This is a genomic window from Spirochaetota bacterium (assembly GCA_026414805.1).
In the GTDB taxonomy this organism is placed as follows: Bacteria; Spirochaetota; UBA4802; order UBA4802; family UB4802; genus UBA4802.
Genome location: JAOAIH010000039.1, coordinates 1 through 24,294, shown reverse-complemented (window position 1 = coordinate 24,294; position 24,294 = coordinate 1). Strand labels below are relative to the sequence as shown.

At 38.4% G+C, this 24,294-nt stretch carries 23 protein-coding genes and 1 tRNA gene; 7 read left to right on the top strand and 17 right to left on the bottom strand.

The annotated features are described in order from the left end of the window. The 4 genes from alr to purF form a co-directional block, all read right to left on the bottom strand. The coding region (gene alr, locus N3F66_09200) for an alanine racemase (GenBank protein ID MCX8124326.1) at positions 1-1,121 on the bottom strand (1,121 nt) is incomplete at its 3' end. Positions 1,122-1,213: 92 nt separating this feature from the next. Further along, complete coding sequence (locus N3F66_09195) at positions 1,214-1,921, bottom strand: hypothetical protein (protein ID MCX8124325.1); 708 nt, start codon at positions 1,919-1,921, stop codon at positions 1,214-1,216. 12 nt (positions 1,922-1,933) lie between these two features. Then, positions 1,934-2,006 (bottom strand) — tRNA-Trp (locus tag N3F66_09190). Positions 2,007-2,051: 45 nt separating this feature from the next. Next, positions 2,052-3,494: an amidophosphoribosyltransferase gene (gene purF, locus N3F66_09185; protein MCX8124324.1), complete on the bottom strand. Its 1,443-nt coding sequence runs from the start codon at positions 3,492-3,494 to the stop codon at positions 2,052-2,054. A 302-nt stretch (positions 3,495-3,796) separates the two neighbouring features. Between purF and N3F66_09180 the strand changes: the two genes are divergently transcribed. Beyond that, complete coding sequence (locus N3F66_09180; protein MCX8124323.1) at positions 3,797-4,732, top strand: SDR family NAD(P)-dependent oxidoreductase; 936 nt, start codon at positions 3,797-3,799, stop codon at positions 4,730-4,732. Between the two features lie 50 nt (positions 4,733-4,782). On the opposite strand, the gene N3F66_09175 is transcribed toward N3F66_09180, so the two are convergent. Further along, a complete protein-coding gene (locus tag N3F66_09175; GenBank protein MCX8124322.1) occupies positions 4,783-6,927 on the bottom strand; it encodes a SpoIIE family protein phosphatase in 2,145 nt (714 codons plus the stop codon). Between the two features lie 188 nt (positions 6,928-7,115). Here N3F66_09175 and N3F66_09170 point away from each other — a divergent pair, with 188 nt between their 5' ends. Then, positions 7,116-7,643, top strand: coding sequence for a hypothetical protein (locus N3F66_09170; protein MCX8124321.1), 528 nt, complete (start codon positions 7,116-7,118; stop codon positions 7,641-7,643). A gap of 10 nt (positions 7,644-7,653) precedes the next feature. Here the strand turns inward: N3F66_09170 and N3F66_09165 are convergent, their stop codons facing one another. From N3F66_09165 to N3F66_09145, 5 genes are all read right to left on the bottom strand, one after another. Then, on the bottom strand, positions 7,654-8,298 hold the full coding sequence (locus N3F66_09165; protein MCX8124320.1) for a zf-HC2 domain-containing protein: 645 nt from the start codon (positions 8,296-8,298) through the stop codon (positions 7,654-7,656). Continuing rightward, complete coding sequence (locus N3F66_09160) at positions 8,295-8,858, bottom strand: RNA polymerase sigma factor (protein ID MCX8124319.1); 564 nt, start codon at positions 8,856-8,858, stop codon at positions 8,295-8,297. The genes N3F66_09165 and N3F66_09160 overlap by 4 nt, the downstream gene beginning before the upstream one ends. 52 nt (positions 8,859-8,910) lie before the next feature. Further along, on the bottom strand, positions 8,911-10,125 hold the full coding sequence (gene tyrS / locus N3F66_09155) for a tyrosine--tRNA ligase (protein MCX8124318.1): 1,215 nt from the start codon (positions 10,123-10,125) through the stop codon (positions 8,911-8,913). A gap of 682 nt (positions 10,126-10,807) precedes the next feature. Next, on the bottom strand, positions 10,808-11,308 hold the full coding sequence (ispF, locus tag N3F66_09150) for a 2-C-methyl-D-erythritol 2,4-cyclodiphosphate synthase (GenBank protein ID MCX8124317.1): 501 nt from the start codon (positions 11,306-11,308) through the stop codon (positions 10,808-10,810). Between the two features lie 32 nt (positions 11,309-11,340). Then, positions 11,341-11,640 (bottom strand): STAS domain-containing protein, encoded by a 300-nt coding sequence (locus N3F66_09145; GenBank protein MCX8124316.1) that lies wholly within the window; start codon positions 11,638-11,640, stop codon positions 11,341-11,343. A gap of 255 nt (positions 11,641-11,895) precedes the next feature. Between N3F66_09145 and N3F66_09140 the strand changes: the two genes are divergently transcribed. After that, positions 11,896-13,773 (top strand): GNAT family N-acetyltransferase, encoded by a 1,878-nt coding sequence (locus tag N3F66_09140; protein MCX8124315.1) that lies wholly within the window; start codon positions 11,896-11,898, stop codon positions 13,771-13,773. Between the two features lie 328 nt (positions 13,774-14,101). Here the strand turns inward: N3F66_09140 and thyX are convergent, their stop codons facing one another. The 7 genes from thyX to N3F66_09105 form a co-directional block, all read right to left on the bottom strand. Then, positions 14,102-14,740, bottom strand: a complete 639-nt coding sequence (thyX, locus tag N3F66_09135; protein MCX8124314.1) for an FAD-dependent thymidylate synthase — start codon at positions 14,738-14,740, stop codon at positions 14,102-14,104. 13 nt (positions 14,741-14,753) lie between these two features. Then, positions 14,754-15,356, bottom strand: a complete 603-nt coding sequence (rsxA, locus tag N3F66_09130; protein MCX8124313.1) for an electron transport complex subunit RsxA — start codon at positions 15,354-15,356, stop codon at positions 14,754-14,756. A gap of 24 nt (positions 15,357-15,380) precedes the next feature. Then, positions 15,381-15,989: an electron transport complex subunit E gene (locus N3F66_09125; GenBank protein ID MCX8124312.1), complete on the bottom strand. Its 609-nt coding sequence runs from the start codon at positions 15,987-15,989 to the stop codon at positions 15,381-15,383. Further along, positions 15,989-16,666: an FMN-binding protein gene (locus N3F66_09120; GenBank protein MCX8124311.1), complete on the bottom strand. Its 678-nt coding sequence runs from the start codon at positions 16,664-16,666 to the stop codon at positions 15,989-15,991. Before N3F66_09120 ends, N3F66_09125 begins: the two co-directional genes overlap by 1 nt. Positions 16,667-16,702: 36 nt before the next feature. Continuing rightward, positions 16,703-17,788 carry an RnfABCDGE type electron transport complex subunit D gene (locus N3F66_09115; GenBank protein ID MCX8124310.1) on the bottom strand — a complete coding sequence of 362 codons (1,086 nt, stop codon included), beginning with the start codon at positions 17,786-17,788 and terminating at the stop codon, positions 16,703-16,705. Between the two features lie 140 nt (positions 17,789-17,928). After that, entirely contained in the window at positions 17,929-19,248 is a 1,320-nt protein-coding gene (gene rsxC / locus N3F66_09110; GenBank protein MCX8124309.1) for an electron transport complex subunit RsxC, read from the bottom strand. Between the two features lie 3 nt (positions 19,249-19,251). Further along, on the bottom strand, positions 19,252-19,530 hold the full coding sequence (locus tag N3F66_09105; GenBank protein MCX8124308.1) for a hypothetical protein: 279 nt from the start codon (positions 19,528-19,530) through the stop codon (positions 19,252-19,254). Positions 19,531-19,925: 395 nt separating this feature from the next. Here N3F66_09105 and N3F66_09100 point away from each other — a divergent pair, with 395 nt between their 5' ends. The 4 genes from N3F66_09100 to N3F66_09085 all read left to right on the top strand — a co-directional run bounded on the left by N3F66_09100 (position 19,926) and on the right by N3F66_09085 (position 24,248). Continuing rightward, the gene (locus tag N3F66_09100) at positions 19,926-22,394 is read left to right on the top strand and encodes a penicillin acylase family protein (protein ID MCX8124307.1); all 2,469 of its coding nucleotides are present in this window, start codon (positions 19,926-19,928) and stop codon (positions 22,392-22,394) included. A 209-nt stretch (positions 22,395-22,603) separates the two neighbouring features. Next, entirely contained in the window at positions 22,604-23,455 is an 852-nt protein-coding gene (locus N3F66_09095) for an STAS domain-containing protein (GenBank protein MCX8124306.1), read from the top strand. 18 nt (positions 23,456-23,473) lie between these two features. Then, positions 23,474-23,863, top strand: coding sequence for an STAS domain-containing protein (locus tag N3F66_09090; GenBank protein ID MCX8124305.1), 390 nt, complete (start codon positions 23,474-23,476; stop codon positions 23,861-23,863). Continuing rightward, entirely contained in the window at positions 23,844-24,248 is a 405-nt protein-coding gene (locus N3F66_09085) for an ATP-binding protein (GenBank protein MCX8124304.1), read from the top strand. The genes N3F66_09090 and N3F66_09085 overlap by 20 nt, the downstream gene beginning before the upstream one ends. Positions 24,249-24,294: the final 46 nt, after the last annotated feature.

Here is a 24,294-nt window from a genome sequence, read left to right as displayed (position 1 = left end):
GGGCTTATGTTTGTGAGTATTTCGTACGTAATGGTGCCAATCTTTTCGCATAGAGATTCTAGGGGAATAGTGTAGCCATCCATTTGGCCAAACAGAAGTACATCATCACCATTGTATGCAGTGCCGTCAGGTCCAATATCTACCATTATCTGATCCATACATACAGCTCCTACTACCGGATACCGTTTGCCACGGATTATCACTTGGCCTTTGTTAGAAAGATGGCGGCTGTATCCATCGCCATAACCAACTGGCAGTGTTACCACTCGTGTTTGCTGTGACGTTGTGTATAAGTGGTTGTAGCTTATGCCGGTGTTAGGTGGAACAACTTTAAAAAATGAAACTTTTGTTTTAAGCGTCATGACCGGTTGTAAAAAGCGGCCATTGAAAGTAATGTCAGGATTATAACCATTTGGATTGTATCCATATAACATTATCCCTGGCCTAACCATGGTAAAGTGTGATTGAGGATGATTAATAATTGCTGCAGAGTTTGCAAGGTGTACATATGGTGGCAGTATTGATTTTTTTTCCATATATTCTACTATTGTGGCAAAGCGATCAATCTGTTGTTGTGTGAACGTAGCATCGGATTCCGCTTTTGCCAAATGTGAAAATACACCAATAACTTCAATGCCATCTAATGCCATTGTTTCATTTATAAATTTTTCTGCATTGTACCAATGAACGCCTATTCGCTCCATACCCGTATCAATTTTTAAATGTACCAATGCCTTTTTGCCCATTGCTTTGGCAGCATTATGTATTGCTTTTGATTTATCAATAGAAGAGCTTGTTATTGCAACGTCGTTTACTATAAATTCAGGGATCTGTTCGGTGTTGATAGCACCGCACACCAATACTGGTATAGTAATTCCGTGTTGTCGTAAAAACAACGCTTCTTCTAAGTATGCAACGCCCAAATAGTCAACGCCAGCTTTAATGAGCTCCTGTGATATGCGCACAATGCCATGACCATACGCATTGGCTTTAACCATTGCCATAATTTTAACATCTGGTGCAATTAAAGAGCGCACAATGGCAAAATTGTTTCTTAGATTAGGCAGTGATATTTCTGCTCGTGTGGGGCGATTACAATATGCAGGGTGTGTAAGTATCATATCAGTGTATTGCTAAATATTAGTTTTTAATGAATAGTAGTTGCTGATGATGCATTGTTGTGCGTTCATAGAGCTTTATGATTAGCATGTAATTATGTCAAGATATTTCTGAACTGACACTGCGCTAGGGTGCAGATTGCACAGCCCTTGTGATTTGTATTGGGTACTATAAAACCAGCAACTGTATAAAGTGGTGTAAACATGCATGCTTGGTTTATGGTTATTCCTGCTTGGTGCACTTCATTTTCAAAAAGTGAATACAGTGTGTGGTTATACATCAAGGGCAATGCATCAAATGACCCTGGATATAGTGCACAGTAACTTTTGCCTATATTAAAAGTGTAAGCTAGGTTCTGTACACATCTGTGTAAAAACCACAATCCAATGATGTGAGCAGTGTACTGTTGGCTTATAGTTGAAAGCTTATTACACCATGTATCAAATTTTTGTCCTAAAGTAGCAATAAAAGGATACACTGGAAATGAATCAAAAATATTGGCTGGCAGTGAGATTGGACTGTGATGTTCTACTATGTAATAAAATGCTACTGGATGAGCCACAGTCTGTGCAATGGGAAACAATTGCAGTAGTCTTTTTGCTAAATAAGAATGCGAGTGTTGACTGCTGCCGGAGCTATCGCCAAAATTGTGGTCAGATGTAAATATTTGAAAGATATCATTATGAATGCCTTTGGGCGATAGCTCATGGGAGTGTTCCTTTGCTGTAAGCAGTTGCAGCAAACCCTCATCGATACAGAAAGTGGTTGCATCAAACTGGATGGTAGTGATATGAGGATTCATACAATAGCAATGCAGGTGACGAGGGGCTCGAACCCCCAACCTGCGGTTTTGGAGACCGCTGCTCTACCAATTGAGCTAGTCACCTGTATACATAACAAAGAAAAATTTGTGCTAATTATGTCAAGCGTTTTTAATAGTAATCGCCGCATGCAACCGTGTCGTCAAACAGGCATTTTTGGTAATCATCGGCTTCCTGAAACTCAACAGGATAGTTGCCATCAAAGCATGCTGTGCAAAATTTTCCGTGGTGTACATCAAGAGCTTTGAGCATGCTTTCCACTGTCATATATGCAAGTGAATCTACCCGCAGATATTTCTGAATCTCTTCAATGGTATGTGACGATGCAATAAGCTCTGAGCGGGTAGGGATGTCAATGCCGTAAAAACAGGGAAAGCGTGTTGGTGGTGCTGAGATACGCACATGAATTTCCTTTGCGCCGCCTTTTCTAAACATCTTGATAATCTTTCGCATGGTAGTACCACGCATAATTGAGTCGTCAACTACCACAATGCGTTTGCCCTCAACTGCTGAACGAACCACATTGAATTTTATCTTGGCACCAAAGTCGCGGATGCGCTGTTCTGGCTCAATGAACGTGCGGCCTATGTAGTGGCTGCGTATCATTCCCATTTCGTAGGGTATGCCGCTTGCTCGGGAATAACCTAATGCGGCACACACTGATGAGTCAGGGATTGGTACTACAATATCAGCATCAACCGGTGCTTGCTTTGCAAGCATTGCACCCATGCGCAGGCGCATCTCGTGTACTGATTGTCCAAAGATGATGCTGTCGGGTCGTGAAAAATAGATGTATTCAAACACGCACAGTGAATTTTTTACACTGGCAAATGGGAAGTATGATTTTATACCATTGGGCGAGATCTCAAGCATTTCGCCGGGTTCTATCTCCCTTATATATTCTGCGTCAATTATATCAAATGCACAGGTTTCTGAAGCAATGACAATGGAGTTTCCTAATTTCCCCAGTACAAGGGGTCTGAAGCCATACGGATCACGGATTGCATAGATAGTGTTGTAGTTCATCACTAAAAGTGAGTAAGCGCCTTTTATTGCCTTTAATGCATAAATGAGTGCGTCAATAAACGTATTCAAGCCCGATCGTGCCATAAGATGCACAATGACTTCGCTGTCAATTGATGTCTGAAAAATGGACCCTTCTTTTTCAAGTGCACGCCGCAGCATTGCGTAGTTTACAAGGTTGCCATTGTGAGCAAGCACAATAGGACCTAACACTGAGTGAGCTCGTAAAGGCTGAGCATTGCGTAAAAATGATGAACCGGTAGTTGAGTAGCGATTGTGACCAATCGCAATATTGCCTTTGAGATTATTGATGTGCTCTTGGGTAAAAACATCAATAACCTTTCCCATCCCTGCATACCGGTAGATGTGGTCACCGTCGGATGATGCAATTCCAGATGATTCCTGTCCTCGGTGCTGCAGGTTATACAGCCCTAAATAGGTAAGATTGGCTGCTTTTGGATGATTATAAATGCCAAAAATACCGCATTCTTCACGCGGTTTACAATCCGAATACTCATATTCTGTTTTCATATTTATCCTAAAAAAATAGCCTGGTTAGATTTTTAGATTTTACACAGTATTGGTGCCTGGATACCATTTAAGAATGAAGTAATGAAAAAAGTAAGAACAAATATGACAATTCCATAAACCAATATAATGGTATTTTGTATAAAATCAATAAAAATTTACTATTTCGGGGCGATAGTAACTATGTAAGTATCCTTATATAAAGCTAACAAATAGCAACACAATGTGATAAATATGCTTGAAATGGTTATGTGGTGTTGGTATTGTAATGGGGATGATGTAATATGATTTTGGAGGAATTTGCTATGAAAATCTGTGTTACGGGTGGTGCTGGGTTTATTGGTTCACATATTGCAGAAGAGTGTGTAACAAAAGGGTATGAGGTGATAGTTTTTGATAATTTTTCTACCGGGAAAAAGGAAAATCTTTCATTTGTGAAAAACTATAAAAATGCAAGGTTAAAGATAATCAAAGGTGATGTTGCAGATTTTAACGCATTAAAGGAAGTGTTAAAAGGATGTAATGCTGTATTCCATCAGGCAGCTGTTGCATCAGTGCAAAAATCCATTGAATGTCCACCTGTCACATTTGAGTCAAATGCAAAAGGGACATTGAATGTACTTGAAGCAAGCAGAGTATGTGGTGTAAAGAAAATAATCTTTGCATGCTCTGCAGCCATATTTGGCGATCATCCAGAAATACCAAAGCGTGAAGATTCCCCTGTTTTACCAAAATCACCCTATGGTGCTGATAAATACATTTCTGAGGTGTACCTGAGATTGTACAATGAGCTGTATAATCTCACAACAGTTTCTTTGCGCTACTTTAATGTATTTGGTCCCCGGCAGGACCCTTCGTCGCCGTATTCAGGTGTTATATCAATCTTTACAAGTAGGATAGCAAAAGGACAGAATATCACAGTGTATGGAGACGGTAAGCAGTACAGGGATTTTATATTTGTAAAAGATGTGGTACAGGCAAACATGCTAGCACTTGAAAAAATTGATTCGGGCTTCCATTACTATAATGTTGGATATGGCAAGGCTACGGATTTAAATACACTCATTGCCCTATTGCAAAAGGTGTATCAAAAAGATATTATGGTAAATTACGCTGAAGCGCGAGCGGGGGATATTATAGAGTCAGTCAGTGACCCTTCAAAGATAATGCGGGAATTGGGATTTTTACCAGCGTATACTGTTGAAGAAGGATTAAAAATACTTGTTGAGTCATTAGGGTAATTAGTATATGGTGCATGATATATTCTAATAACTGAAGCCAGTGTGATGCATCAGTATGCTTTAAAAATAATAACAACTATATCCCCTTCAGGGGAACTTATGCCCATAAATGCTTTAAATTCCTCCTGAATAATTGTTGCAATGTCAGAAGGCATCTTCATGCGGTTGTCCTTAATTATATTCTGCACATGCCCCAATGTAAATTGCTCCCCACGTGAATTTTTTGATGTAATCAGCGCCTTTGAGTAGAGAATGCCAATATCTCCCCTGAGTATATTTGTTCTTCCCATCCCGTAATTAAAGGTGGGATCATAACCAAGTGGTATGCCTTCGGTATCAAGAGATGAGAAATCACTTTTGTCAACTCGGTATAATTCCATAGGTGGGAAGCCAGCATTGGTATAAATCAGGCGCATATTGCGCACATCGATATAATAGTAATACGCTGTAATCAAAATACCTTTACCCTGGGAATAGTTATAGATTACACGGTTTAGCTTCTGAATTACATTATATGATGAATGAGCATCGCTTAGACTGGTGTGGAAAGCCGAACGCATGATGACAGAGTATAGAGCACTCTGTATGCCAATGCCAGCAATGTCGGTAGCGATAGTTCCTACTCCTTGCAGGCCGGGACGGATAAAATCAAAGTAATCAATCCCACCACCCTGCCGTGGAATATAAAATGCACCAAACTTAATTCCTGTAATATTGGGCAACGCTTTGGGGACAGCTTTTGACAAAAGCTCACTTGAAATAGTAATGGTGCGCTGCAACATCTGCTCCTTTTTTGCTTCCTGATACGTTATTGCATGGGAAAGGTTAATATTTGTTTCATTTGTCAGGAAGGTCAAAAGCTCTATTTCATCAGGTTTGTATGATGCAAGAGTGTCTTTTTCACCAAGGCAAAGCATGCCAGTCAGTACTCTGCGGTGATAGATGGGAATCATAATAACAATGTTATTGGTTGTGAAGTACTGTATAAATTCATCGCGCACGTCAATAAATGAAGCCTCATCCATGTATAAATTGTCTATAGTTACAAGTCGCTGATTTCGGTTAAACCACCGTACAATTGGCGAAAGACGGCTTATTGAAGGTGATACGGGTGATTCCCCCATAGAGTATTCAAGCTGATAGCTTCTGGCTTCGTTGTTATAAAGAAGGAAATATGTGGTTTTTAAAAAGAATGTACTATGTATTGTTGAAACAGTTTTTTTGATAATTTCATCGATATCACGTATGGTACTTATTTCTTTTATGAATGTATCTAAATATTCCTGCAACTGATAATGCTTACGTTTGAATGCCTTATCAATGAAAGGCTGAACATATTTTGAAAGTAACATGAATATAATGACGATAATGAATGCTATTATATAAAGGGGTATAGATTTCATGCCCATGATATTAATATCATATATGTATACTAGTGCAAACATGGGCAGAAATATTGCTGTTGATATAACAGTATACATAAACGTTTTATGAACAGCTGTTCGTATATCCATCATCTGATAAGAAATAACTGCATAAAACAACGATGATACGCCAATGAATGTTGCAAGAGAGGGACCTAAAACGTAAAGATCAACATAGTTAAAAAACCGTGGCATGATAATAGAAAATACAGCTGCAAATGTCATGGCTATACCGGTACCTATGAATACAAACCGCATCTGCTTTTTATATAATTCTACCTGGGTAGTAATATATTTGCGGATGAAGTTGATAACACCCAAAATAACATATCCAAAAGCTACAGATAAATACACGGTGTAAAAAAATCTGAATTCACGAACTAACTTACCATCTTTAAAATATGCTGCAGTGATGTTCATGTCAGTAAATACTGCTATATAGGCAATTATATATGCAGGAATAAGAATAATGACAATCACCATAAAGGGGACCTGTTTTTCGGTTTTTGGGAAAATCAGGGATAGAACAAAAAGAGCCGAAAAGGTAAGGACTGTGGACGCCTGAGTTATTTTATTGATCAATGTAAGATCAAGTTGGTTGGGAAATGCGTATGTTAAAAACATCGTGAAAAGGATACCAAAGGCACATAAACCAAAATATGAGTAATAACGCAGCACTCTGTCCCTGAAATTTTTATATAATCCATATACTATGGTAAATACCAGCATGATAGAGGCCAAAAGTGAGCCAATCAAACTTAAGGTTATCATAACCTATTCCTCCATTGGAAGGTGTTGTAGTTATAGTAGTGGTAATTATTACATTGTCAAGTTTAAATAGTAAATTATGAAAACATTGTTGACGTAGATTAATTTATAGTGTAATATCATCAGCAATTGGTACGGTTGTATGTTATATCGCACTTTTCATTAATAATCACTATGTAGAGGAAAGGAATATGTCAAAACAAAGAAAACATTACCTTATAGACAGGCCAATCCAGGTTACTATCGCCTCTAAAATGCTGGTCATTCCGTTAATATTATTAACCTGTTTTTCGCTACTACTGTTATTTTTTGTGTATCAGAATACCAATTTCATAGCTAAGATCACAGGCAATCAAGAAAGCCTCATAGAAATGTTTATGACAACACCAGCACTGATGGATAAAAACAACCCGGTAGTAATGGCTGGTGAAAAAACATTCAGGGAAAATTTAGGTATATTACAGTCAATTAAAAACAATAACCTCATACTGTTATATTGTGCTATAGGGATTACTATACTTCAGGCAGTACTTCTTTTTGTCTATGGTGTATATCTTACTCATAAAATTGCGGGGCCAATTTATGTGATGCGGAATTATTGTAAAGAAATACAGCAGGGCAAGGTACCGCAATTCAGGCAATTACGCAAAGGCGACCTTTTAATTGATTTTTATAATGATTTTATACAGGCTATTAAAACATTGCAATCCCAAAAGTAAGATTTAGTTTTTAGCGTAGCTGCAAACGAAAAACATACTTCTTTTTATTTGCATGCGTAAGCTGCGGGAATTTATTGTTTATTTTAGTGATATGATTTATTCCTACATTTGCTATAGCATTGGGGCGATAGCTGTCATAATTATTAATTATTTGCTGAATAGAAGAAAAGCTTTTTACATCAGATTCAACTATGATATACGAGTTTGAATAATCCAGCACTTTTGTATTATACTGTTGAATGACCATCATAGCCGTGTTAAGATCCATATTGGTGGGGATAATACAATCTAACCTGGGAGAAGTATCTTTTTTGTGGACTACTTGATTGGTGAATTGATCATGTTTTATTGAATTTGGCAACATAGTGATAATTGCCACAAGAACAACAGCAGCTATAACCGAACCGCGAATTGAACGATAAAATCGTTTTTGGAAATACTGCCTTTTCACTTTTTCCATAGTGGTAGTTGTAAAAGTTGAAGGCATAGAAACAGCTTTTAAACATGATAGCATAGCCAGCATTTTTTTTAGTTGCATAAGGTTTTTGTGACATTCGGGGCATTCTGCTATATGTGTAAGAATGGCATCCTTCTCCCGGGTATCAAGTATACCGTCAATAAATTCAGAAAGCTTATGAACAGGTATGTGATTCATAAAAGCCCCCTTTGCTGCAAACGAGATTTTAGCATCTCACGACCCCGGTGTATGCGTACCTTAACATTTGCAAGGCTTAAGTTTAACATATGAGCTATGGTTGAATATGATTCTCCCTCTATATCCCTTAATACCAGAATATCGCGATAGTCATCAGGGAGTTTATAAAGCTCTTCAAGCATAATGTGCAATGACTCATTGGTAATGACAAGTTCTTCTTGATTTTGGCGTACATCAGGGATTTGAATTTCCATTTCATCGTCAGAATTACTGATGGAGTACACTTTGTGCCGGTGCTTTCTTTTGTGGTTTTTACAGTAATTTACCGCTATACTAAAAAGCCATGTTGAAAATTGAGATTCTTTTCTGAATGTTTTTAACGATTCCATGGTTATAAGAAATATATCCTGTGTCATATCGCACGCCTCATCGTAATCATAGACACGTGTATAGACATACCTGAATATTTTATCCTGGTATCGTGTAATAATATCTGCATACGCATCGGTATCACCGGCTAATATCTTGTCAATAAGCTCATTATCACTATATTCTGACATAGTTTATCTATAATAGTTACTAAAAAAAATTAGTATACGGCAAGTCTTAAAGTTACGGTAGAATTTTTACAAATCTTCTTTTTCCTACTTTAATGATAAATGAGGAATTGCATTGAATTTCAGTATCTGCGCTTTCAACTTTATTCCCGTCAATATACACGCCTCCGCCTTCAATAAGCCGACGGGCTTCACCATTGGTAGCAGCCATTCCAGATAGCACAAGAAGTTTGACAATCCAGATAGCATTGTTCTTTTTTTCAGATTCAGGAATTTTATATTCAGGTATATCAGAGGGGAGATCTTTATGAACAAATATTTTGTCAAATTCCATTTTGGCTTTTTCGGCTATCTCTTTATTGTAAAACTGGCTGCATATTTCTTTTGCCAGCCTTACCTTCACATCTTTGGGGTGCACAGTGCCATCTTGTATGCCTTTTTTATAGGCCTCGATCTCGCTTCTTGGCACATCAGTAACGAGTTCATAGTATAAGAACATTATTTCATCCGAAATTGACATCACCTTGCCAAAAATCTGCTGCGGGTCCTCATCTATTCCAATATAGTTATTGAGTGATTTACTCATCTTTTGTACACCATCAAGACCAACAAGCAATGGCAATGTCATTATTACCTGAGGTTCCTGCCCGTACTCTCGCTGCAGATCCCTGCCAACCAGTAAATTAAATTTTTGATCGGTACCACCTAATTCAATATCAGCTTTTAAGGCAACCGAATCATACCCCTGTATTAAGGGGTACAGAAACTCTAAGATGGAAATAGGCACTCCATCCTTATACCGTTTGGCAAAATCATCACGCTCTAACATACGTGCAACATTATAGCGTGAAGCAAGGTCAAGAACATCTGCAAAGCTCATTGGCATGCACCAGCGCGAATTAAAATCAACAATGGTTTTTTCAGGATCCAATATTTTAAAAACTTGCTTTTTGTATGTTTCAGCATTGCTTAAAACTTCTTCACGTGACAATCGCTTACGGGTATGTGATTTTCCTGAAGGGTCGCCAATCATGGCTGTAAAATCACCTATTAAAAAGATAACAGTATGTCCCATCTGCTGAAAGTGGCGCATTTTTCTAAGCAATACAGTATGTCCCAAATGAATATCAGGAGCTGTTGGGTCAAACCCTGCTTTAACTATGAGTGGTTTATTTTCTTTTTCAGAGCGCTCTAATTTTTTTTCAAATTCATCCAATGGTATAATTTCTTCAACACCACGTTTCAGCAGTTCAATATCATTTTTTATCATAGACAGCTCTCCTTAAAAAATAGGATGTAGAATTTTGGTAACCATGCATCTATACATAAAGTATCTTTTTACCAACCCCTCAGTGCATCCATAATGCTGTACGCTGTATTACAATATATTATTTAATCACTACATACTTCTTAATAGCTTTGGTTAGTTTCTTTACTCGTATTTTAATATAAAATGAGTCTGTAAAATATAAAAAACCTTCATTTTCATAATTAAATTATCCCTTGTTTACTACTGTGTAACTCTCACACACTGTGGTATTTGTAATTCCTTCAATAAAAGATCAACTTCTTTCGAAATCATTTATCTATTATCATTTATCATTCATTTAAACATTACTAACATCATGAAAAATTTCTTAAAAAAAAGGATTGCGATTTACCCTCACACTAAGGGGTATAAAACCAATGGTACTATCATTATCGTGTTAGACCGTACCATCAATAAAAAGGTTCAAATAATATAGCGCATAACTGCACTATAAATATAAAGCTGCTTTTGCCTGTCAACCTGTATTTGAGATTTTTTAAAAATGCTTTTGGTAGTAGGGCTTGTATACGTTCACACTTGTTGCAATACTATGTGTGTAATAACAAACTCAACTGCTAATGTAGATGGCTAAATTTAAGAATATACATGAACACAATATGCAAGCAAATAAAGATGATATGAATTATTTATTCTGCTGTATTAAACATGTTGCCAGCGCAGCTATGCCTTCACCAGTGCCAGTAAAACCCATGCCTTCTGTTGTTTTGCCTTTGATGGAGATTGATGTAACAGGAAGGTTACCGCAGGCAGCTGAAATTGCTTCTTTCATTTGTTCCTGATATGGCGCTATTTTGGGTTCCTGGCATATTATAACTGCATCAATATTGATGATATCTATATTGTGACTTTTTAACAGCCGATAAGTGTCTTTCAGCATATCAATACTGTATTTATCTTTAAACTGGCTGCTTGTGTCAGGATATAATGTCCCTATATTGCCAAGATTTGCTGCTCCAAGCAATGCATCAATAATAGCATGGGTAAGAACATCAGCATCGGAATGACCCAACAGACCATATTTATATGGGATATGAATGCCGCCAATAATAAGCGTGCGCCCTTCTACAAGCCGGTGTGCATCAAAACCAATGCCTGTCCTATATTCTGCTCTGTTATTTTTCATAAAGAGGAACTTATTTGGGGAGCTATCGCCAATTATAAATTAAATACTTCGGCAAGTGAACTTAATTTTAATACATTTAATACCTTTGGGCTTACTTTAGTGAGTTCTAACTTTTTCCCTTTTTTCTTCTGTATTTTGTTAAGGCTGATAAGAACCCCAACTCCTGATGAATCAATATAATCAACTTCAGACAGATCCAGTGAGATATCAACATCATTCTGTTCGCCAACTGCAAGTAGTTTTTCTTTAAACTCCTTGATTGACATCATCTCAATATCGCCTTTAACCTTTATTTCAACTATATTCCCTTTGTTGTTAAGGTTGATTTCCATTTGAGTACCCCTTCCCAAATTAACGTCTTTATAGACTAATATAGTAAAAAAAGTGGTTAATATGTCAATAATTAAATCGTTGATACAGTAAAAATGTGTATATACTACCCACTTGCATGTTTGGTATTTAGCCTTAAATGCAGTAAGTTTTGCCAAATAGTTGACAAAACTAAAAAATAAAGTAAAATACTATACAGTGCATTTGAATAATGCTGTATTATTCTTTTATACTACAACAAGAATAAGGATCATACAATGCAAATAAAAAAAACATATAATGACGTGTATGAATCAAAAAAAATTGATTTTCAAAAACTGTGCGAAATTATAAAGCCAGGCTCACGTGTATTCTTAAGCAGTGGCCCGGCAATGCCCATTTTTACTGTTGATCAGATAATGAAATCGGATGCCCCCAGCCTTCAAGATCTTGAAATTATTCAGCTTATTACCCTTGGTGATTACCTCAAAACAGGTGAAAATCAGTATAAGTATAGATTAAAAACATTCAACACTGGTGAAAGCATAAGCAAGGATATTGAACAGGGAAAAGCTGACTTTGTGCCAGCACATCTTGTTGAAATACCATTTATTTTTTCCACGGGTGCAATTGGTGTTGATGTTGCCATTATACAGGTGTCACCTCCTGATCACCGCGGGTTTATGAGTTTGGGGCTTGCCATAGATGTAGCAAATATTGTGATTGAAAATGCAAAAACAGTTGTTGCTGAAGTTAATCCGTTTGTACCGGTTACCATGGGTGATACAGCTGTTCATATTGATTCAATTGATTATATCATTGAAAGCAAGATACCGCTGATTGAAAGGGAATATAAACGGTATGATGAAATAATGGATAAAATTGGCTGGCATGTTGCCAACCTCATTGATGATGGCTCAGTGGTTGCGCTCCATGTTGGAAGGCAGTTTGATGCTATTGCAAAACACTTGCGCAACAAGCGTGAGCTCAAGGTTTACAGCCATGTAGTATCTGACTGGATTATTGATTTAATTGATTCAGGTGCTATTAAGATTGATCGTGGGATACGTAACCTTGCTCCGGTAACATTGAGCTATTGCTATGGCACACGTATGTTGTACGATTATGTTGACCGCAATCCTATGTTTGAATTTGTGCCCCTGATGAGGCTTACCTATCCTACTATGCTACAGCGCATACCAAAGCTGGTAAGTGTAATGAATGTTAAAAAAATTGACCTCTCCGGCGAATCGGTTGTATTTTATTCGGGTGACAATTTGTTATCAGGATACGAAAGTAAACTTAATTTTGCTGTTGGTGCTGCATTTTCTCGCGGTGGCAAGGCTATAGTTGCATTGCGGTCGTGTGATCAAAGTGGCGATAGTAACATTGTAATACGCCACACCGAGAATGAAAAGGTGCGTTCAACCTTAGGTGTAACACGGTATGTAGTGACTGAATATGGTGTGGCAAACCTTTTTGGTAAATCTATCCGTGAGAGGGCGCTTGCACTGATTGACATTGCTCATCCAAACCACAGACTTGCATTATTGGATAAAGCAAAAGAAGCTGGCCTGGTATATCGTGATCAGATATATGTCATAGAAAATATTATCAACTACCCTATAACATTGGAAACAATGAAAACGTTTAAAGATGGGCTTGTGGTTAAGTTCAGGCCAATAAAGCCATCCGATGAAGATATGATGCGCAGGCTTTTCTACCAGTTCTCGGATGAATCAAAATATTTGCGATACTTTGCACGTATACGCACAATGCCACACAAGCAGATGCAATCGTATGTAAATATTGATTATGATAGAATTTTGTCGATAGTTGGTATATTACAGCATGCCGGCACTGAACGGATTATTGCTGAGGCACGGTATGGGTATGATGAAAATGAAAAGACCTACGAAATGGCATTTATTGTTGATGAAGAGTTTCAAGGAAAGGGTATTGCAACCTTTTTAGCGCGCTATCTAATGAAAATTGCAAAAGAGCGGAAGATAGAAAGGGTTTCGGCAAATGTATTGCCCCAAAACGATAAGATGATGAAGGTTTTTGAAAAATGTGGAGTTCCATATACACAGAGGTTTGAAGATGGGGTCATGCACTTTGATTTTCATTTACAGAAAGCTGATATTATTTTATAGAATTTTAAATTACAGGCACATACTAAAATTGCGTTTACCCTTCTTAAAACCTGTAGTAAAAGTGACTGATTTTTTCCCATGGTTGGGGGACCACAAGGGAAACTCAATAAAAATTGGTTTTTAAAGTTCCTTTATTTTCTTTACAATGAATATTTATATCAATATTTTATTGTATAAAGATGATATTCAGATAAACTTATGAATAGTATAACGATTAAAAGTGATAAGCCAATAGATTATATGTGAAATTGAAAAAAAGTGTTGCTTGTTATTATTGATAAAAATAGCTCATAGAAAAGAGTAATATAAAAAATTAGGAAGTTTTTTGTTACAATAGATTTGATCGTGCAGTGCCGGATGCTTCATCTATAATAAAATCCCCAAAAACTGAAGGTGCTTCCTTTTGTAAGATCTTAAGCATCTGCATACATACGCTGCGTATTTCCCACTGTGCTGCTTTTTCAAGGCGCAATGAAAAGATATGACGCCATTCCCTAAAATTTGCCGATATAACAATCTGGCTTTCCAGTGCGTTTGGCAGTACAAACCGTGCATCTTCTTTTTTTATGGATAACTCACGCAGCTTTTTATATGTAATGCGGGCATGTTCCATGAAATCAGTATAAATGGCTTTTGCCTGTGGGTTGTGAGCAATTGATGGCGGTATGATGTAGTTAAACTCTTCTTCGTTTACATAGCGTTGTGACTGCTGTGAAAAACTTGCTAAACGGTGGCGAACCATTTGGTGGGTGAATGCACGGGATGCTCCCAGCACCCTGAATGATGCTGAAGCATGTTCCAGTATGGAATGATGTCCATTCATTATGCAGCGGCGGATAAAGTTGGCTTCGCTACCTTCGGTTATCTTGTCTAAAGAAAGGTAACATGTCCTGCCTGCTTCTTCAATGAGCTTTTCAGCATTGGGAGTAATAGCCAGTAGTGTAACTTGAGGGGAATAAATTTCCATAATTATCGCTTAACTAAAAAATCTTCATTCCGGAAAATCCTAAAAATGCCATTGCCATAAGACCGGCGGTAATAAACGTGATGGGAAGGCCTTTAAGGTTTTCCGGGATCATTGCAATTTCAAGGCGCTCACGAATTCCAGCCATAAGCAGCAGTGCTAGAGTAAAACCAACACCAGCACCAAACCCCTGCACAACCGAGTTAAGAAGGCCAAATTCTTGAGTGATAAACCCCGATTCAATATTGAGTACAGCAACACCTAATACCGCACAATTAGTAGTAATTAGCGGTAAAAAAATTCCCAGTGCCTGATATAGTGCAGGTGATACCTTTTCAATTATCATTTCAACAAGCTGTACAAGTGATGCAATGACAATAATAAATGCAATAGTACGTAGGTATTCAATATGGAAAGGTATCAACACAAATTTATATATTATAAAAGTAAAGAAAGAAGCCAATGTCATTACAAAGATAACGGCAAGGCCCATCCCTGTTGCCGAATCTAACTTCTTGGAAACACCAAGGTAAGGGCACAGACCTAGAATACGTGAAAGGACATAGTTGTTAATAAATATTGTGCTTATGAGTATAGTAAAAAGAATTTTTATTTCCATAACGTCATTACCTCTAGCGTTATTCTATTCAGTACGTTTAAAACGGGCTTTGCGAGCTTTTATGACATTCATGGACCAGAGAAGTAGTCCCAAAGTAAAGAAAGCTCCTGGTGCAAGTATCATTATAATTGCAGGTTTCATACCGGGAACTAATGTATATCCAAAAAGCTTGTTGGCACCTAATACTTCTCGTATGGTTGCAAGAATTAAAAGAGTAAGTCCAAAACCCAGTCCCATTCCCAAGGCATCCAAGATTGAATTCAATAAAGAATTTTTTGAGGCAAACTCTTCAGCTCTTCCTAATATAATACAATTAACAACAATGAGGGGAATGAATATTCCAAGTGCTTTATATACTTCAGGCTGAAATGCTTTGAGTGTTAGTTCAACAATGATTACAAAGCTTGCAATAATGGTGATAAAGATTGGAATGCGCACATGAGAAGGAACTATAGTGCGTATTGCTGAAACAAGAATGTTTGAACCTAGTAACACAAACGTTGTGGCAATAGTCATCCAGATGGCATTGGATGCTGATGTGGTTACTGCAAGCGTGGGGCACATTCCAATGCCAAGTACCAAAATTGGATTTTTTTGCCATACCCCTTTAATAAATTCTTTAAAATAATCCATTATTTCACCTCTTGCAGTGCTAATGCTTTATGTAATTTTTTCATACCTTCTTCGATGCTTTGTGTTACGGCTTTAGTGGTAATAGTGGCACCTGTTATTGCAGTGACTGCATTGTTAGGCAAAAGCTCATCTTTCATTTCTTTATGCCAATCGCCCTTCTTTACTATTGCGATAGGTTTGCCAGCATTTAAACCAATAAATTGTTGCTGAAACCAGGAAACTTCTTCTATGTTAGTTACATTTTTTGTGATGAAATGATCAATAAAGGTTTCATTGGAAACAACTTCAACGCATCGAGCACCAAGCCCTGGTGTTTCATTTTGCGAAAGTATTGTAAAACCAATTATAGTTCCTAAACTATCAACACCAACAACGGATTCAATAGATCCTGCATAAGCTGGCTGGTGCGCCAGAAATGCCCATGCTTTTTTTACTATTCTATTCTCCTGTTTTGTTGCACTCCAATATGTAAAAGGTTCATTATCTATAGTTACTGTTTTTTCCTGCTCTATAGTATACCCTGGCAACACAAGAGCAAGTGCTGCTAATTTTTTTTCTTGTTCCTGTTTTATAATTGGCTCCTGTGTAATCTTTTTCATAAAAGATAATGAAAAAGCTGATATAAATCCAATAACCGAGATAATAATTGTGGCCTTTATGATATCAACAGGTTTCATCAATCAACTCCAGTTGAAAAGCTAATATAATAGTAACTATCGTGTACCAAAAACTTTTGGCCGTGTGAGCCTGTCAATTAATGGTGTAACCGCATTCATAAGCAAAATTGAATATGACACTCCTTCAGGATATCCCCCCCATAAGCGGATAACAGATGCTATGATTCCACATCCTATGCCAAATATGATCATACCACTTTTGGTTACCGGTGATGTGACCATATCAGTGGCCATGAAAAAAGCACCTAAAATAAGCCCGCCAGATAGCACATGGAAAAGTATTGCATAGTGTATCTGGGGTACACCTTGAAAATAGTAATAGATGCCCATAATTGCTGCAACAGTTGCAATATACGAAACAGGTATGTGCCATGTTATGATGCGTTTCCATAAAAGAAGCAGTGCACCAATTAATAATAAAAGTGCAGATGTTTCGCCAATGCAACCGCCAATGTTACCAATGAAAAGTGACTTTATCATTGCTTTTGAAAATAGAAAATCGTACAAAGGCTGAGTTGAAAGCGATAGCTCATGCAATACCTTTGGCCCTTCTTTGAGTGCTCCCAGTGGTGTTGCTCCACTAATGCTGTCCACAAGCTGCTTTGGCATTGATGGGTCAAATACCGGGTTTTGTGCAATAACAAATCCGCCAGGGAATTTATGCCAAAGAGTGGTCATTTCAACCGGCCAGGAAGCCAATAAAAAAGCTCTCCCGGCTAAAGCAGGGTTGAAAATGTTGTATCCCAATCCACCAAACAGCTGTTTTGCTATGATGATTGCAAATGCTGATCCTACTGCAGGGATCCACAGAGGAACATGAGGCGGAAGATTCATTGCCAAAAGAAGGCCCGTGATAACAGCAGAGCCATCATTCACCGTTATGGGATTTTTTAATAAATATTGCATAACTGCTTCAGCAGCTATTGCAGATATGACAGCAACCGCAATCACGGCAGCTACATATGCACCATATATAAAACATGAAAAAATAGCAGCAGGGAGTAGTGCAAGCACCACCAGCCACATTACAAATGGAACTGATTGTGTATCGCGAATATGTGGTGCATGCGATAGTACCAGATCTTCTAATAACCGTTTTTTATCTGCATCTTTTATTTCCATGCATAACCCTTTTTACTTGTAAAATTCAAATAAAATACATTTTTTAAATTGCATTTAGCTTAAAAACAGCTTAGTATATGCTCACATGTACTAAATCTATATACCATGCGCTCTTCAATAAATAAAATAATTGAAACAAATTATCGTTTTGCACTCAATGTAGTTTGAACTACCTTTATAAAGTGCGATAATGGCCTTTTTGACGGGCAGATGTAAGAACATGATCCGCACATGATGCAATCAAACGGATGCAGCTTTTCAGCAATATCATAGCGCTGCTTCTCAGCAGCGTTGCCCAAATCACATGGCATAAGGTTCATGGGGCATACTGAAACGCATCTGCCGCAGCGTATACATGCCCTAAAGGGTGATACATCCACTTCATCTTTGGCTAAGAATAAAATACCAGATGTGCCTTTTACTATTGGTATATCCATGTGGTTGAGAGCAAGACCACACATTGGGCCACCCATTATGATTTTTGCTGGATTCTGGGTGAGGCCACCACATTCTTCAAGTATATCAATAACACGTGTGCCAAAACGCACCTTATAGTTGCCTGGTTTGCGTACGATTTTTCCAGTAACTGTAATGTATCGTTCAATCAAAGGCTTGTCAAAGAGCACTGCTTCACGGATTGCATAGATGGTGCCAACATTCTGTACTACTACATTCACATCCATGGGTAGGCCGCCTGAGGGCACCTCACGCCCGGTGATAGCAAAAATAAGTTGCTTTTCAGCACCCTGCGGGTAGCGTGTTCTAAGTGGCATCACGCTGATACCTTCAGACTTTGTTGCTGCTACAGCAGATTGCAATGCTTTAATAGCCAGTGGTTTGTTTTTTTCAATGCCTATATATGCTTTAGACACACCAAGTATCCTCATTGATATCTGGATACCTTCAATGATCTCTTCAGGGTGGGTTTGCATCAACATGTCGTCAACAGTGAGATAAGGTTCGCACTCGGAACCGTTGATGATTAGTGTATCAATAGTCCTGTTTGCAGGTGGGTTCAATTTAACTGCCGTGGGGAACGCTGCCCCGCCAAGTCCAACAATGCCGGCAGCCTTTACTTTTTCAAGTAACGCTTCCCTGTCCAGTGCTGCAATATCGTTTTTTTGGTGAACTTTCCCTGATGTAGTAAAAGAGCCTTCTGCTTCAATGACGACACAAAGACCGTGTTCGCTATATGGGGTGTGGTATTCTGCAATTTCTACCACTTTGCCGGGTACTGTGGCATGAACATTGGCACTTATAAGTCCATTTGCCTGTCCAATAAGCTGTCCTTCCTCCACAAACTGGCCAACCTCAACAACTGGAACAGCAGGTTTACCTATATGCTGCTGCAAAGGTATATAACATTTTTGCGGAACAGACAGATATTTAAAAGGAATGCGGTTAGTAAAGTGTTTGTTCTCAGGTGGATGAATTCCTCCGTGAAAGGCATGGATCATCATAGCTTAATCCCTGGTTGAATAGATTTCATCTTTTATAGGAAGATCTTTGCGTAGGTTTTTGATATATGGATACAGGTCGCCAGCTTCAGTATAATGCTGGCAGTTATCCACCGTACGCCGTGATACAGTAAAGTACTTATATAACTTTTCCTCACCGGAACGCTTGGTCCATTTCTTTTTGGTGCAGCGGACCCTTAGCACAAAACGTTCGGGATCGGATTCATATTGCCTAATTACAATACAGTTCATACAGTTAGCGCAAAAACATTTTTCTTTTGGCATTGCGCTCTCCTAGTAATTTAATATTTAAGAAAACAATGTGAAAAAGACTATCACTGTTATGTTTGTATAAAATCAATAATTTTTTAAGTAAAAAATAAAAATTTTTCAACAATTCAGCAATATTAATTGACATATCAAATTAAAAATATGAACATTTGTTCTAAATTAAAATGTGATGGGTAACCACCCAATATATAAAATACTATAACAATATATAAATACTATGACAAAATCATGGTGTAAACAGGCTTTGTGAGTGAAGTGAATTGTTCAAAGAAAGGATGTAAGACTAATGCCTAGTAGAAGGCTTTGTTAACCCTTACACTGTGAAGCAAGGGGTCAGAGCCATAGTATTCTTTAAATACTTTTTTATTTTTTAAGGGAGGAGTTGAGGAATGAGAAAAAAACTTATTCGTATGGTAGTTATTATTACTTTGTCGTTGTTTGGTGCACAGTGTTCTATGATGAGTCATTATTTTAAATCAACCGAAAAGCAATATAGTGGTACCGTACACATTGAAGGACTTAACCAGCCGGTTGAAGTGCGTTATGATGAGCTTGGTATCCCTCATATTAAGGCACAGAGCGAAGAGGATTTGTTTTGTGCAACAGGGTACATTATGGCATCATATCGGTTATTTCAGATGGTGATGATGAAAATGGCTATTCAGGGGAGGCTTTCTGAGTTTGCAGGCAAGGATGCATTGCCTATCGACTATTTTATGCGCAGCTATAACGCAAAAGCTATCGTACATAATACAATGAAGCAGCTTGATAGCAGAGGACACATGATATTTGCACAATTTGCAAAAGGAGTTAATGCGTATATTAAAACATGCAAAAAGCTTCCGCCAGAATTTATTCTAGCTGGCTTTAAGCCCGAACCTTGGCAGCCTGAAGATGGACTGTATATTTTTGGTTTTCTGAATTTAACAGTATCGTTCAATTTTATTGAGGAACTACAGTTTTTGCTCATTGCACAAAAGTTAGGCATTGAAAAAGCCTGCCATTTATTCCCCGTGTATAAAGATACTGAGTTGCCAATTGCTGAAGCCCAAAAGCTTAAAGGCATTGTTGTTGACATTTCATTAGAAAAAGTTGCTACTACAGCGGTCACTATGCAAAAATTGCTTGGATTAGGTATTCCTGCATCCAATAACTGGGCTCTGTCCCCAAAGAAAACTAACGGCAAGAGCATTGTTGCAAACGATACACATTTGATGGCATCACTGCCTTCCCCGTGGATTATCATGCACTTAGAGTGCCCCACGTATCACTGCGCGGGGGTGTGTTTGCCGGGCATTCCCATTGTGGTTGCTGGCTACAACGGCCACATTGCCTGGGGCGAAACTATGGTAATGGCCGACACACAGGATATATTCATTGAAAAAATAAAAGAGGAAAAGGGGCAGCTTTTTTACCTGTATAAAGATAAGTGGTTACCGCTTCAAAGTCGTGAAGAAGTATTTACAGTGAAGGGAAAATCACATACTGTGAAAATGTACCACACGGTGCATGGACCGCTTCTAAATACAGCGCTTGGTACCATGCCATTTCCTCCAAAGATGCCGGTACAACCGCCTTCAGTTGAAATACCTTATGGCCTTGCGCTATCGTGGGTTATGACTGGTGGCGAAAAAACTTTGCAGGGCTTTTATAATCTGGGAAAAGCTAAAACCATGCAGCAGGCTCGGGAAGCACTCAAAGGTATTCATACAATCTATCTTAATATTGTGTATGGCGATAGCAACTCGATTGGTTGGCAGGTAACGGGGCTTTATCCTGTGCGTAAAAAGGGCACAGGGCTTTTTCCATCGCCGGGATGGACAGGTGAGTATGACTGGGAAGGTTTTGTGCCGTTTGAAAAATTGCCACACAAAGAAAATCCTACAGAAGGGTTTATTGCAACTGCCAATCACCGTACTGTAGATAAAAACTTCCCTGTGAATCTGTCGCAATCATGGTATAACGATGAGCGCGCAATGCGTATTGTACAGGTGCTGTCGCAGCACAAGACATTTACACTTGAGGATATGATGAAATTGCAGAATGACCAGTATTCACTGATGGCACAGCATGTGCAGGAGATTTTATTTAACAAAGAATATAATGCATACATTATGGCTGCATTACAGGAGCTATCGCCAGCGCAAAAACAAAATGCTTTGAAGGCACTTGATATGCTTTCCCCACAACATTTTGATTGCGTAATGCGTGTTGATTCAAACTCTGCAGCACTTATGGGTGCGGTATATCATTGCTTTGTCCACAATACATTTTTAGATGAACTTGGCCCTAAAGAAAGCCCTCTATGGGAAGCGTTTCTACAGGCAAGCATGACCTCATACTCAGCATTTGATGATTTGCTTGCGTACAGGCACCAGTCGCCGTTTTTTGATGATGTCACAACGCAAAAAACTGAAACCAAATGGGATGTGCTTGCTAAAACGTTAGCTGACGCGTATGCACTGTGTGAAGATAAAATGGGAAGCAATAAAGGCAAGTGGCAGTGGGGCAAACTTCATGCGTACTGGTTTAAACATGAGATTGCAAAAGAGGTTGGCATGCTGAAGGGTTTTTTAAGCCGTGGGCCCTACCCTGCAGGCGGCGATGTGCATACAGTAAATGTGGCAATGTTTACCTGGGGCAAAAACTTTGATGTGTGGATGATTCCTGCCATGCGCATGATTGTTGATTTTAACAGCAATGAGCCGCTGTATTTTATTACTGTGCCAGGACAATCAGGCAATCCGGTAAGCAGTCACTACGATGATATGGTAGAGTATTTTGTCAAAGGTACATATAAACATATACCTTTGAAAGGGTGGGAAAAGCCAGCAAGTGCCCAGGTTCTGATACCATAAGGAAGCTTTTCACAAAGAGGACGCATGATCAGGCGGATAAAAACAATTTATAAACGTAAAGTCACTTAGAGCTCTGTGTGCTCCGCGTGCAATACCACAAGATGTAATACTAACTCCCTAAAAAAATTATTATTATTATTGTTGACTTAATAAATTTTTACATGTTATATTATGATTGATATACATATTTTATAAACATGGAGGTATATATGGCCCAATCATACCAGATATTGTTTGAACTTATAATAAAGAATGAAAAAGCATTGATAGCAAGCTGGCTTGAAAATGTAAAAAACATAGGCAGGGAAACTAAAAAGGCATTGAGTGCTTCTGAAATTGAAAAACAGTCAAAAGAATTTTTGGCTGTTTTTTTTGATGCCTGCAAGCAAAATAATCCCGATATTCATTCAAAAGCATGGGAAGAAGTGCGTGATTTTCTTATTAATATGTCAAAGGAGTGGGCAGTTCTTGGTATGTCTTCAGGGCAGGCAGCACGGTTCATTTTTTCACTAAAACAATCGTTATTTGAAATGATTGCAAAAGAACAACTCAACGAAGGAACATTAAATCAGGTTTTGTGGGATGCAAATCTTCTTCTTGATGAACTTGGCCTTTTTGTTATAGAGACATACCAAAAAAGCCGTGAAGATATTATAAAGCGGCAGCAACAGGAATTATTAGAGCTGTCAACCCCTGTTGTTAAGATATGGAATGGGATTTTAATACTACCATTGATTGGCACACTGGACAGCGCTCGCACACAGGTGGTGTTGGAAAATCTACTGCAAAGTATAGTAGATACTGAAAGCCAAATTGCAATTATTGATATCACTGGTGTACCCACTGTGGACACGCTGGTGGCACAGCATTTATTAAAAACAGTAGCAGCTTCACGGCTTATGGGCACGCAGTGCATCATAAGCGGCATTCGTCCTCAAATTGCACAAACCATGGTACATTTAGGAGTAACCTTCAGCGATGTGGTAACTAAGGCAACACTAGCGGATGCTCTATTTTATGCATTTAATGTTATTGGGTTTGTGGTTCAGAAAAAAGCCTGATATTAAAGAGGAATGTATATGGAACATATTCCAATACTCAAAGTGAGCGATTTTTTACTGGTTACAATACAAGTTGATATGCACGACCGCCTTGTGATGCAACTTCAAGATGATGTGTGCTATAGGGTGGTCAAAGACAAAGCAAAAGGGGTTCTTATTGATATTTCATCACTTGAGGTGGTGGATTCCTTCATTGGGAGGATGTTAGGTACCATAGCTACCATGACAAAAACATTAGGTGCCGAAACTGTTGTAGTGGGGATGCGACCGGCTGTTGCCATCACGATTGTGGAATTAGGCTTAAAGCTTGAGAACGTGCATACTGCATTAAATGTGGATAAAGGAATAGCATTGTTGCAAAGCCTTGTATATAGCGGGGATACCCTATATGACAATCCTGAAAAGTGAAACGCGTGATGTTGCCAATTCTGATGATATTACAATAATACGGCAACAGGTGCGCAAAATTATGCAGGAGGCGGGCTTTAGCCTTGTTGAAATTACAAAAATGGTAACTGCAGCAAGTGAGCTTGCACGCAATGTTGTGGTGCACGGTGGTGGAGGGCAGGTGACCATTAATGTAATTGATAATGATGGGCATTATGGCTTACAACTTATTTTTGAGGATAATGGTCCGGGAATAGCAGATATAGACAAAGCATTACAGGATGGCTTTACTACCGGTGATGGATTGGGGCTTGGCCTAGGGGGAGCCAAACGGTTGGTGCACGAGTTTTCAATTCATTCACAGGTGGGTAAAGGAACAAGGGTTGAAATTATACGATGGCGGTAATATATGCAAAAGCTTATATATATTACTGCTGTCTCTTATACACATC

Coding starts and splice junctions, on each gene's coding strand:
- N3F66_09180 (MCX8124323.1), top strand. CDS start 3,797: ATGAAAATCTGTGTTACGGGTGGTGCTGGGTTTATTGGTTCACATATT.
- N3F66_09085 (MCX8124304.1), top strand. CDS start 23,844: ATGACAATCCTGAAAAGTGAAACGCGTGATGTTGCCAATTCTGATGAT.
- rsxA (MCX8124313.1), bottom strand. CDS start 15,356: ATGGAAATAAAAATTCTTTTTACTATACTCATAAGCACAATATTTATT.
- N3F66_09195 (MCX8124325.1), bottom strand. CDS start 1,921: ATGAATCCTCATATCACTACCATCCAGTTTGATGCAACCACTTTCTGT.
- N3F66_09095 (MCX8124306.1), top strand. CDS start 22,604: ATGGCCCAATCATACCAGATATTGTTTGAACTTATAATAAAGAATGAA.
- purF (MCX8124324.1), bottom strand. CDS start 3,494: ATGAAAACAGAATATGAGTATTCGGATTGTAAACCGCGTGAAGAATGC.
- N3F66_09090 (MCX8124305.1), top strand. CDS start 23,474: ATGGAACATATTCCAATACTCAAAGTGAGCGATTTTTTACTGGTTACA.
- N3F66_09140 (MCX8124315.1), top strand. CDS start 11,896: ATGCAAATAAAAAAAACATATAATGACGTGTATGAATCAAAAAAAATT.
- thyX (MCX8124314.1), bottom strand. CDS start 14,740: ATGGAAATTTATTCCCCTCAAGTTACACTACTGGCTATTACTCCCAAT.
- rsxC (MCX8124309.1), bottom strand. CDS start 19,248: ATGATGATCCATGCCTTTCACGGAGGAATTCATCCACCTGAGAACAAA.
- N3F66_09165 (MCX8124320.1), bottom strand. CDS start 8,298: ATGAATCACATACCTGTTCATAAGCTTTCTGAATTTATTGACGGTATA.
- N3F66_09120 (MCX8124311.1), bottom strand. CDS start 16,666: ATGAAACCTGTTGATATCATAAAGGCCACAATTATTATCTCGGTTATT.
- N3F66_09105 (MCX8124308.1), bottom strand. CDS start 19,530: ATGCCAAAAGAAAAATGTTTTTGCGCTAACTGTATGAACTGTATTGTA.
- N3F66_09145 (MCX8124316.1), bottom strand. CDS start 11,640: ATGGAAATCAACCTTAACAACAAAGGGAATATAGTTGAAATAAAGGTT.
- N3F66_09100 (MCX8124307.1), top strand. CDS start 19,926: ATGAGAAAAAAACTTATTCGTATGGTAGTTATTATTACTTTGTCGTTG.
- N3F66_09175 (MCX8124322.1), bottom strand. CDS start 6,927: ATGATAACCTTAAGTTTGATTGGCTCACTTTTGGCCTCTATCATGCTG.
- N3F66_09125 (MCX8124312.1), bottom strand. CDS start 15,989: ATGGATTATTTTAAAGAATTTATTAAAGGGGTATGGCAAAAAAATCCA.
- tyrS (MCX8124318.1), bottom strand. CDS start 10,125: ATGATAAAAAATGATATTGAACTGCTGAAACGTGGTGTTGAAGAAATT.
- N3F66_09160 (MCX8124319.1), bottom strand. CDS start 8,858: ATGTCAGAATATAGTGATAATGAGCTTATTGACAAGATATTAGCCGGT.
- ispF (MCX8124317.1), bottom strand. CDS start 11,308: ATGAAAAATAACAGAGCAGAATATAGGACAGGCATTGGTTTTGATGCA.
- N3F66_09170 (MCX8124321.1), top strand. CDS start 7,116: ATGTCAAAACAAAGAAAACATTACCTTATAGACAGGCCAATCCAGGTT.
- N3F66_09115 (MCX8124310.1), bottom strand. CDS start 17,788: ATGGAAATAAAAGATGCAGATAAAAAACGGTTATTAGAAGATCTGGTA.